Origin of the sequence: Streptomyces sp. NPDC002779, assembly GCF_042888685.1 — a bacterium.
Classification (GTDB): Bacteria; Actinomycetota; Actinomycetes; order Streptomycetales; family Streptomycetaceae; genus Streptomyces.
The window spans coordinates 1-9,820 of record NZ_JBIAQC010000048.1 but is presented as its reverse complement, the minus strand read 5'-3'; the positions used below and the strand labels follow the sequence as shown (position 1 = coordinate 9,820).

Annotated in this window: 8 protein-coding genes; 1 reads left to right on the top strand and 7 read right to left on the bottom strand. The window is 70.2% G+C overall.

The genetic code is table 11. The features are described 5' to 3' along the window. Window positions 1-156 precede the first annotated feature (156 nt). From ACFYW5_RS37350 to ACFYW5_RS37340, 3 genes are read right to left on the bottom strand one after another with little or no spacing between them, the layout of a single operon-like run. The gene (locus ACFYW5_RS37350; protein ID WP_389421603.1) at window positions 157-1,068 is read right to left on the bottom strand and encodes a replication-relaxation family protein; all 912 of its coding nucleotides are present in this window, start codon (window positions 1,066-1,068) and stop codon (window positions 157-159) included. Next, window positions 1,065-3,671, bottom strand: a complete 2,607-nt coding sequence (locus ACFYW5_RS37345; RefSeq protein WP_389421602.1) for an ATP/GTP-binding protein — start codon at window positions 3,669-3,671, stop codon at window positions 1,065-1,067. Before ACFYW5_RS37345 ends, ACFYW5_RS37350 begins: the two co-directional genes overlap by 4 nt. A 53-nt stretch (window positions 3,672-3,724) precedes the next feature. Beyond that, a complete protein-coding gene (locus ACFYW5_RS37340; RefSeq protein ID WP_389421601.1) occupies window positions 3,725-4,132 on the bottom strand; it encodes a hypothetical protein in 408 nt (135 codons plus the stop codon). Between the two features lie 426 nt (window positions 4,133-4,558). On the opposite strand from ACFYW5_RS37340, the gene ACFYW5_RS37335 reads away from it, so the two are divergent. Then, window positions 4,559-5,104 (top strand): AAA family ATPase, encoded by a 546-nt coding sequence (locus ACFYW5_RS37335; RefSeq protein WP_389421600.1) that lies wholly within the window; start codon window positions 4,559-4,561, stop codon window positions 5,102-5,104. A gap of 131 nt (window positions 5,105-5,235) precedes the next feature. Here ACFYW5_RS37335 and ACFYW5_RS37330 read toward each other — a convergent pair whose 3' ends face one another. The 4 genes from ACFYW5_RS37330 to ACFYW5_RS37315 form a co-directional block, all read right to left on the bottom strand. After that, window positions 5,236-6,279 (bottom strand): C40 family peptidase, encoded by a 1,044-nt coding sequence (locus ACFYW5_RS37330; protein ID WP_389421599.1) that lies wholly within the window; start codon window positions 6,277-6,279, stop codon window positions 5,236-5,238. Window positions 6,280-6,383: 104 nt separating this feature from the next. Further along, a complete protein-coding gene (locus ACFYW5_RS37325; protein ID WP_389421598.1) occupies window positions 6,384-9,251 on the bottom strand; it encodes a hypothetical protein in 2,868 nt (955 codons plus the stop codon). A 1-nt stretch (window position 9,252) separates the two neighbouring features. Then, entirely contained in the window at window positions 9,253-9,606 is a 354-nt protein-coding gene (locus tag ACFYW5_RS37320; RefSeq protein WP_389421597.1) for a hypothetical protein, read from the bottom strand. Beyond that, window positions 9,606-9,820 (bottom strand): hypothetical protein (locus ACFYW5_RS37315; protein ID WP_389421596.1); only part of this gene is annotated, 215 nt, incomplete at its 5' end. The genes ACFYW5_RS37315 and ACFYW5_RS37320, both read right to left, overlap by 1 nt.

The window sequence follows — 9,820 nt, the reverse complement described above, 5'->3', positions numbered from 1 at the left end:
GCCGAGCAGGCGACAGCCGAACCAACGAATCTGAACACCCATCAACCCCTGCTGACCAGCTGATCAGCACCTCCCGCATGACGGGGGAACCTCAGGGTACCGGGATCTGGCTGGCTGGCTGCGACGTGCGGCGGCCAGTGGGCGTGTGGTCGCACGTCACAGCTCGGTCCACGGGCGGGCCTTGCCGCCGGTCAGGGGGATCCAGATGTCACCGGTGGGCCCAACGTCTTCGAGGTTTTCCAGGGTTGTTGCGCCCATGGGTATGTGTTGGGCGAGTGTGTCCACGAGTGGGTGTTCGGCGACCATGGCTTGCAGGTCGCTGATGCGGTTGTCCAGGACGTACCGGGAGGCCCCGGTCAGCACGAACAGCACCCGGGGAAACACGGGATACCAGCGCAGCCACACCGGCCCGGCAGTGGTGGGCTGGCGGGGGCGGGGCCGGCCGCCAGTTTGCGGTTGGTAGGACCACAACCGCGCGTAGTCGATGAGTTTGGAGGCGAGCCGTTCGCTGCTCATGGTTGTCCGGTCGACCTCGACGAACGCCCGCAGCTTGGTGCGCTCGGGGCCCTGGTTGAGGGTGTAGTGCATGACGGCGTCCGGGATGATCCGCTCGCCGTCGCCGATCGTGTGGGCTACTTCGGGTGTCCAGTCGAGGTGGCCGTGTTCGTCGCCGCGGTGGCGGGCGTCGGTGACGAAGGCGAGGTGGGTGCGCAACACGGTCAGGGTGTGCGGTGTCTTCAGCGAGGCCGCCATGGCCGAGGTGATGGGGTATGGGGGGCGTCCGCGCAGTGAGGGGAAGTCTTTGGTCAGCCGGGCGCCCTCGGGAGTGAGGAACCAGGCGCGGGTCCGGTTGGACTGCGGCAGCACGGTGTAGTCCACCAAGCCGTCGTCGCGCAGCGTGTTGAGCGGCCCGGAGAGGGTCTGCCGGGCGGTGCCGGGCCGCAGGAGGTCGTGCAGCTGGCGTGTGGTCGCCATGCGGTGCTGGGCGAGGACGGCCAGGAGCTGATGCGGCAGCGGCTCGGCGGGGCTGGGCGTATGGCCGGACGGCGTGGTGTCGGTGGTGGTCACTGGTAGTCCCTCTTCTTCTGCAGGTGGACAGCGGGATTGGCGGCGCGGGACTGGGTGAGGAAGGCGCTTACGTGGGTGAGCTGGGTTTCGGCCCGGTCGGTGAGATGGTGAAGCGGGGCTGCGCCGGCCGCGGCCAGGGCAGCGCGCTGCAGTGCCGCGGCCTGGCGTGGCCGGTGGTAGTCGGCGAAGACCTCTTCCAGATGGGGGCCGGTGATCTGGACGGGGCCGATGCGGCGGCCTTCGACGGTCAGCGACATGTAGTGCTCGAAGCGGTCCAGAGCGGCAACGACGTCCGCAGAGGGACGCTCACCCCACTCGGCGGTGATCGGGGCGATGGCGGACTGTGAACCGGCGGTGGAGGCCAGGGTGGAGGCGTTTTGCACCAGCGACAGCCGCACCGGGATGGGAAGGCGGGCCAGCAGCTGGGTCATGCCGTGGACGTGGACTTTGTATTTGCGGAAGTCTTCGAACATGGAGGCGATGGTTTCGGGGGCTGCGCCGGTGAGGGTGATCAGTTCGTCGAAGTACGGGCGGAAGGGCACCCGTTGGGCTTCGGGGGTGTCGCGGCGTGAGCGCACGGCGCGCAGCAGGTCCCGGGCGAGGAGGGCGGTGATCAGTCGGTCGGTGGGCCCGTTCCCGCCCGGGCACACCCACACGATCATCTGTGTGTCCATGGCGGCACGGATGTTGTAGACGCCGGCCGGCTGCCCCAAAAACGCCCGGGTGACCGGGTTGGCGGCCAGGCGGGCGATCGGGTTGAGGACGACGGCGAACGCGTCCGTGGGCAGCGTCGGGAAGACCGTCCGCCACCAGGCGCGGATCTCCTCGTTAAGGCGTTCTTCCACGGCGGTGAGTGCCAGCTTGCGGAAGGCCGGGTCGGTGAGCAGGGACCGCACGTGGAAGATCGTGGCCTGGTCTTGTGGCCGGCCGGCGGTGCAGGCGGCTTCGTTGACGGCTACCAGCACCGCCAGGGCGGCGGTGAGGAGGGTGAGTGCGCGGGGTGCGGTGGCGTCGTCCCAGCCGAGCACGGATGCGTAGGCATCCGCGGTCGCCTCGACGACCTCGTGAGCGACCTGGCCCTGGTGCATGCCGATCGGGTTCCAGCAGCTGAGCTGCGCAGCGGGCCCGCTGGCGTTGAGGTCGATCAGCGCGATCCGCTGCGTCAGGTGGTCGTGTGCGAGGAAGGGCAGGGCGCGGGGCCAGGAGTCGCGGTGCGGGTCGAGGAAGAGCAGTCCGCCGCCGGCGTGCGCCCAGCCGATCGCCTGGGCGAGGGCGCGCTCGGTCTTGCCGCCGCCCGCCTTTCCCACCGCAACCTCGAACAGGGTCTCCTCGGCGTAAGTGGCAACAAGGCGCCGACGGCCGTCCGGGCTCCGGTAGATGCCTTGCAGCAGCAGCTCGGGATCGCCGTGCTCGAAGGTGGGCAGGTCGCCGGCGAGAAGTGGCAGACGGCAATGCACCGTGGGCGGCTTGAGCAGGCCGGTCAGCTCGTCCAGCCTCACCCAGTTCGCACGCGGTGGCTGACAGTGCCCTAAGGTCCAGCGGCGTTGGAATCCGCGCCGGCTGGGCCAGCGGTCCGCCCCGAGGCGCCAGGGGCCCACCCGGAGGCCGCGCATCGCCCAGCGCGAGCCACCGCCGAACACATCGAGTGCGGCCTGGAGTTGAGCGAGCCGGGCCTGCGGGCGTCCCTCAACGTGGGATGCGCACATCACCAGCAGCTGCACCCGCACCAGGTGGTCGTCCTCGGCGAGCTTGCCCAACGCCTCCTGCGCATCCACCCGGCGCGGGACGGGCGGCATCACCAGCCGCCGCCCACCCCCGCCCCCGCCCCCGCCCTGCTTGCTGGTCACCAGTTGCTGCAGCTGCCAGGTGAGGGAGTCCTCGATGCCGGTGGCGTCCTGCCGCACCCCGCGGGCAGCCCGTTGCGCCTCACGCCGCTCTGCGCGCCTGGCGTCGCTCATCAGCTGCAGACGGCGCGCCCTGAGGGCCCATTTAGGGGCGCGCTGGATGTCGAGCCGGATCTCGGCGAGGTCGCCCAGCTCGGCACGCAGGTCGGATACGGCGTCGATCAGCGGCTGCAACGGGTCCGGGTTCAGCGGAACCTCCCGCAGCGGCGCGATCGGCTTGCCCCGCAGAATGAACTCCGCCCGCACCACGTGCTCACGCGGCTTGTCGGCGATTGGCCTCGCCCGGTTCACGGTGACGGCCTCACCGAACGGCGTGATCGACAACAGACGTTCACCGCCAGCCGGGCCCTCGACGCGGTAGCGCAACGGTGCACTGCCGTCCGCGCGAAGCCTGATCTGCACCGCCTTCGACCGGCGCGGCGCCCACCACGGCATGCTCGTAGACGCCCGGGCCAGCTGCACACCCCGGCGGAAGATCTCCTCCAGACCCGGGTCAAAATGCCGCGAGGGGACCAGCTCCAGCGCCATCCGTTCCGCTGAGGCTTTCCGCGCCAGATGACGCACGGCTGCCTCGCCCACCGCCCAGACCGCCACGGCGGCCAAGCCCACCACCCACCAGTACGTGATCACCCAGCCCGCGGTGTGCACGACATCCACGACGAAGCCCGACACCTGACCCGATGCCGACGCCGCTGCCATTGCGTTGACCGTTGCCGATGCCGGTGCGCTGGCCGGTGCGGGGGCCTGGCCCGTCAGGTACGCGGCTGCCAAGTCCACGTCGCTGCTCCCTTCTTCTCAGCGCGGGTGAAGAACCAGTCGGTGATGCGGAGATCGGTGAAGGTGCCGCCGCGGTCCATGCCGGCCCACACCAGATGGACCACCGCCCTGTCCGCCCTGCCGTCACGGCGGGCGATCGCTGCCTGGATACGGAAGCGAGCGACGGCGAACGCCGGGGCCACCGCCGTGCCCGAGTCGGGGAAAACCTCCGGCCACGTCGCACGGCCGATGCCGGTGGCGTCCGCGCGCAGCAACGCGCGACCGGTGGCAAGCAGTTCCCGTTCGTCGCTTGGGGGAAGGTCGGCGGGCCAGGCGGCCTCCAGGCGCCGCTGGATGGCCGGGTCGCCGGCCACGCCTTCACCACGCGGCGTCAGCTCCGACACAGACGCCGTAACCGGCGGCGCTGCGTCGGGCGTTGACGGCGGGTCCGCACTCGTGCGCGCAACTGCGGAGGGGGGACCTGCGGCAGGTGAGGAGAGGACGTAGCGATCGGCCGGGGGCGGTGGAGTGCCTGAACCGGGGCCGGGCCGGTTCGGCAGCATCAGCAGGGCCAGCCCGGCGAGGGCCAGGCATAAACTCGCAAGGATCAGTAGCCGCGGCGAGCGCGGGCGCTGTGTAGGTTCCGATGCGATGTGTCGGTTGACCGGCGATGAAAGGCGTCCTTGCATGGTTGTCTCGATGCTCTGTCGGTGGGCTTGTCCAGTCGGGGTGTCGGGTTCTTCGGGCTGGATGCGGGCTTGCGCGGCATGCTGGTCCGACGTGCCGGGTCCGGTGCGCGGGCCCGGCGACCGGGGGCGGGGAGGATTGCGTTGATCGTCTGGGTGAACGGTGCGTTCGGCAGCGGGAAGAGCACGCTGGTGGAGGGGTTGCGTCCGCGGTGGCCTGAAGCTTTGGTCTATGACCCGGAGATGGTCGGCTATGTGCTGCGGGGGATCGTTCAGGTGCCAACCGGCGATTTTCAGGATCTTCGGCTGTGGCGGCGGCAGGTCGCCGACCTGGCGGTAGGGCTGGTGGAGGAGTACGGCCGTCCGGTCCTGGTCCCCATGACCTTGATCAACCCTGGGTATGTCGGTGAGATCTTCGGCAAGCTGCAGGATGCCGGCATCGAGGTTCACTACTTCTTCCTCAAGGTTTCCCGAGAGGTGCTGGAGAAGCGGATCGACGGCCGGAGCTTCACCCCGGATGATCCCGAACAGGATGAGCGGGTCCGGCGCTGGTGCAAAGGGAGAGTCGAGGCGTGCATGGCTGCGACCGACACCCTGCCCAGGGACACCGTGTTTCTGGACGGCGAGCTGACCCCGCCGGAGTTGACCGACACGGTGCTCAGTCGCCTCGGCGTGGCTGTGGGCCGGTAGAACGCCTTCCTGGGTGAACGTGTCGAGCCGGTGGACGTAGCCGCGACGCAGGAAGCCGCAGTTGTGCGGGAGTTGGTGCACTGGCTGACCTGAGCCGGCATCGGGATGCCGTGTTGGACGCTCGTGAGTCGTCATAACAGCCGGGCTCCTCCCGCATAACCGGGCATGGCGCTGACCGCGTCCACACGGATGACGGTGCCCGGCCGGGCAGCGTTGATCATCTGTCCGTTGCCGAGGTAGATCCCGACATGGTGGATCGTTGAGTCGCGTCCGGGGGCGTAGGCGTAGAAGACGAGGTCACCTGCTGTGAGGGCGCTGGTGCCGGCGCTGGCGGGGATCCGCTTGCCGACACCGGCTTGGGCGGCTGCGGTGCGCGGCAGGTGGATGCCGGCCTTGGCGTAGGCGTAGACGGTCAGGCCCGAGCAGTCGAAGCCCTTGATGCTTGTGCCGCTTTTGCCGCTGGGGGAGCAGCAGATCCCGTACGAGGGGCCGCCGGCGTTGCCGCCGCCCCACGAGTAGGGCACGCCGCGCTGGGAGAGGGCGGCCTCGATGACGCTGCGGACTGTGCCCGAGGCGTTCGCCAAGTCCGGATCGTTGGCGGCCGCCGTGTACTGATCAACCCAGCCCAGCACATTGGCGACGTACTCCTGTGAGTGGTTGTACTGGAAGAGTGCGGCTTTCAGCTGAGCCCGCTTGGTCAGGTTGCGGCCGTCGCCGCACAGGTAGATCGCGGCGCCGAGCGCAGCGTCGTCGGCGTTGTGCGGGTCGGCCGTGTTGTCGCCGCTGGCGTCCTTGCCGACGCCTTCCCAGGTGGAGGGCAGGAACTGGAACGGTCCGACAGCGCGCTCGCCCGTGGCGGTGCCGTCTAAGCGGCCCTGGTCGGTGTCGGGAAAGACGGTGGTGTTGCCGCCGGCGCCGGAGCCGTTGAGGAGTACCCCGTAGATCTTCGGGCGGATGTCACCGCCTGCGGTGATGTTCCGGCCCACGGCGTGGTTGGACTCGACCTTGGCGATTCCGGCGAGGATCGGCCAGCGCATGCCCCGGCACGTCGGCACATGCGTGCCGACCTTTTGGACGGCCTTCTTGTACGCGGTCAGCATCCGCGGCGGGATGTCCGCCGCGCTGCCGCCCTCGGCGATCCCACCCTCGTCCTGGACACCCGTCTTCAGCGCCACGTAGGCGCTGATCGCACTGCTTACGGGCGCGGCACAGCACACGCCGGCGAACAGCAGGGCCGCCGTTATGCATCCCCACCGCGCAAGGCGGCGCCTGGGCCGCTTCACTGCTGCCCCCCGGTCTGGTCGTCGTGCCGCCAGCGGGCGCGCAGGCGGCGCAGCGCCTCGGCCTGCCGCTGCCGCTCGTCCTGGCCTTTGCTGGGGGTGTGGGGTCGGCCGGGTGGTGGGGGAGGGGTGCCTTGCATGGCCCGCGCGAGGCCAGGGTCCACCCGCGCCACATGGTCGATCGTGCGGCGCCGCAGCTCCGCGGGATCGTTCAACAGCCGCTGCAGCTCCTGGCCCGGCGCGGCGGAGGCAGGGGCCGGCGAGGTGCCGGTGCGAGGCGGCCGCGGCGAAAGGCGGGCAGCCGTGGCAGCAGCCTGTGCGCCCGGGGGACGGCGGCCGGCAGCAGCCCGGCTGTCGCCCGAACGTCCGGTGGAGGCAGGGCTGTTGCCCAGACCTGCGGTGGCGGCGGGGCTGTTGCCGGGGCGGCCGGTGGTGGTGGGGCTGTTGGTGAGGCGGCGGGTGGTGAAGGGGGCGGGAGCGCCGCGGTCATCAGCGTGGTCGCGCACGGTGTGGGCAAGGTGGCGTCCCATGTCGCCCCAGGCTCGGCCGTCTTCGCGCAGCGTGTTGCCCCACACCCGCACCTGCTGGCGGGCGTCCTCGGCATAGCGTGACCCTGCTGCCTGAGCCCGGCGGACGTTCTCCGGCAGACCGGCCGTCGCCCCATAAGCGGTCCGACCGCCGCGGCGGAGGATGCGGTAGCCGCGGAAGCGGACGAGCCGGTTGTGGGCGCGGGTGGACAGCAGGGTGCGGTCGGTGTGCTGGTCGTGCAGCACCTGCCCAGTGTTGCGGTCGACGACTTGGCCGTCTGCGTCGCGGTAGCGGTCGGGCGGGCCTCCGGGCCGCCAAGGCCCGCCGCCTGTGATGCCGGGCCGCCCACCGTGGCCGGGGCCGCCGCCCGCAGGGCCGCCCGGGCCGACCGCGCCGGTAGGGGGATCACCGTCGGCGGTGGGCTTGCGCCACTTGGCTAGCTGTTCGTGGTCCGGTCGCTTGCCGATGAGCAGCCAGTGCCCGCCCTTAACACCGAGTCGTGCGCCCAGTCCGCCTACCGCGGTGGCCGCGGTGAGCGGGGCGAGACCGCGTCCGGCTTCCGCGGTGGCGTCGGTGAGGACCCGGCCGGTGTCCACCGGCATGCCCGCCGAGTCGACGAGGGAGGAAAGTGAGCCCATCAGTTTCTGGCGGGTGCCGAGGATCCCGTACCGGCCGCCTGCACCCCGAGCGGTGAGGGAGCGTAGACCGCCGCCGTAACCTCCGAGCGTGGTGGGGGAGTTCATGGCGAGTGCGGCGCCGAGTTCGGAGGTGTCGCCGGGCAGGTGGGTGCCGCCGACCTTGGCGTAGCGCATCCGCAGCGCCATGCGCCGGCCGAAGGAGGCGATCCCGGTCAGCAGTCTGCGGTGCCCGGCCGCGCCGGCGATGGCGAGGACGTCGATGAGGAGGATCCGCTCCACCATCAGATCGGGTCCGCTGGTGATGGTGGCGTCGACGGCGATCCCGAAGAACGGCACGAACGCGCAGATCCCGACCACGGCCAGAACGGAGATGCCCCAGATCGACAGCCACTTCCACACCGTCTGGCGTGCCGGTCCGGGCAGCATCCCGGCGATGAAGGTGACGGCGCCCGCGGCCGCGGCCGCCGCGCAGACGGCTTGCGTTGCGAGCAGGACGATTGCGGCGGACAGGAGCATGCCGCAGATGAACAGTGCGGCGATCACCAGCAGAAGGGCCCCGCCCACCCGCCACCAGGTGGGTTTCTCGGCGTAGGTGGCGCAGGCCTTGCCGACGTCACCGGCTTTCTTCAGATCGGCGAGGAATGCGGCGAATTCCTGATCCTCCTCGCTGACCACTGGCTTTGCGGCGTCCAGGAGTTCCCCGCCGGGGGTGAGTTCGGGCAGTGAGTCGACGGCCTTGTTGTCGTCGCTGTCGCCCAGGCAGTATTCCTTGGCCGGTCCGGCGAGCAGTCTGCAGTTGCCTTCCTCGTCTTCTTCGCTTTGCTTGTCACGTGTGTAGCCGCCGGTCACCCACTTCAGATGGACGGCGTAAGCCTGCTGGTCACCCTTGGTGGCGGGGTCGAGGATCCGCCCGTACTGCAGCAGCATGTACGGCTTGACGATCAGCGCGTTGGTGACCGAATCCTGCAAGGGGCGGGCGATGTCCGTGGAGGAGACAGGCGCTTCGGCTTCCCGCTCAAGGCATCTGATTTCGGCGTTGCCTGCCAGATCCGCGCATGGCCCGAGGTGGGCGAGTTCGCCGCCCCAGTTGTAGGAGTTCACCGTCTGTTGTGCGACCTCGGCGGCGACCTGTTGGGCCTGTCCCAGCGGCCCGTCCTGTGCGAGGAGGGTGTCGGGGCGGACGAAGGCGGAGGCGGCGATCGCCGCGATCGTCAGCGTCAGGAACATCTCGCCCAGGCCGCGGCCGATCCGGCCGCGCACGATCATGAATCCGGTGAACACGAACGCCCAGGCCAGCAGCAGCCCTTTCAGTCCGAGGGTGTCGACCACCACGGTGTTGTAGGCGTCGGCGACCTTTTGTGCCGGAGCGGTGAGGAGCTGAAGCAGGGGGAAGCGGAAGGCCACCTCGATGGCCCAGCCGGCAAGCCCCACCAACAGGCGGATGAGGGTGAACAGGCCCGAAAGAGCAAACGCGAGGGACTGGGTCTCGAAACTGATGACCGAGCCGCCCTCGGCGCTCAGCTCGTACCCGCCTATCGGCACCCCCTCGGAGGAGGTGATGTTCAACGGGGCAAGCAGGTCACCGGTCTCGCTGTTGCTGCCGGCCGCGTACACGACCTGGCTGTTGACCATGACGAAGACACCGGTGAGCAGGACGACGAAGCCGGCCGAGCGCAGCGTCGCGCGATCTGGACGGACCATGTCAGCGCCGCCCTGGCCCAGCGTTGCGCAGCCGCCACATCACGAGGGCTGCCACACCTGCGCCGGCCGGCACCAGCCCCCAGGCCGCATCGGCACCACCGGGCTGCCCGGCAAAAGCGGTCGTCGTGGCGCCACGCTCGCAGGAGTTGCGGACGGGGCCCGCGATCAGCGCGCAGCGGCTCGGGTCCGCGGGACGGTTGTCGGCTGCGAAGGCCTGCCCCGTGTGCGGCCACCACGCCTGAGGCACACCCGCCCCGACGGCCAGAACGAGCGCGCCGACCGCGACAGCGATCACGGTGAGGGCACCCGCGGCCGCGGCATGTCGCTGGGTGTGGTTGAAGGCGGAAGAGGTCATCAGAGGAGTTCCTTCGGGTGCGACCCTGCGGCCTCAGCGGCGGGCGGCTCATCCGCGGATGGCGAGGCAGCGTTCGCGCGGCGTCGCGGTGTGGTCGTGATGGATGTGGCGATGCGCGGGATACGGGGGATGGAGACCTTGATCCGCCCGGTGTTCTGTCGCGGGCAGGTCAGCAGGAACTCGCCTTCGCGGCCCTTGCGGCCGACCGGGGACA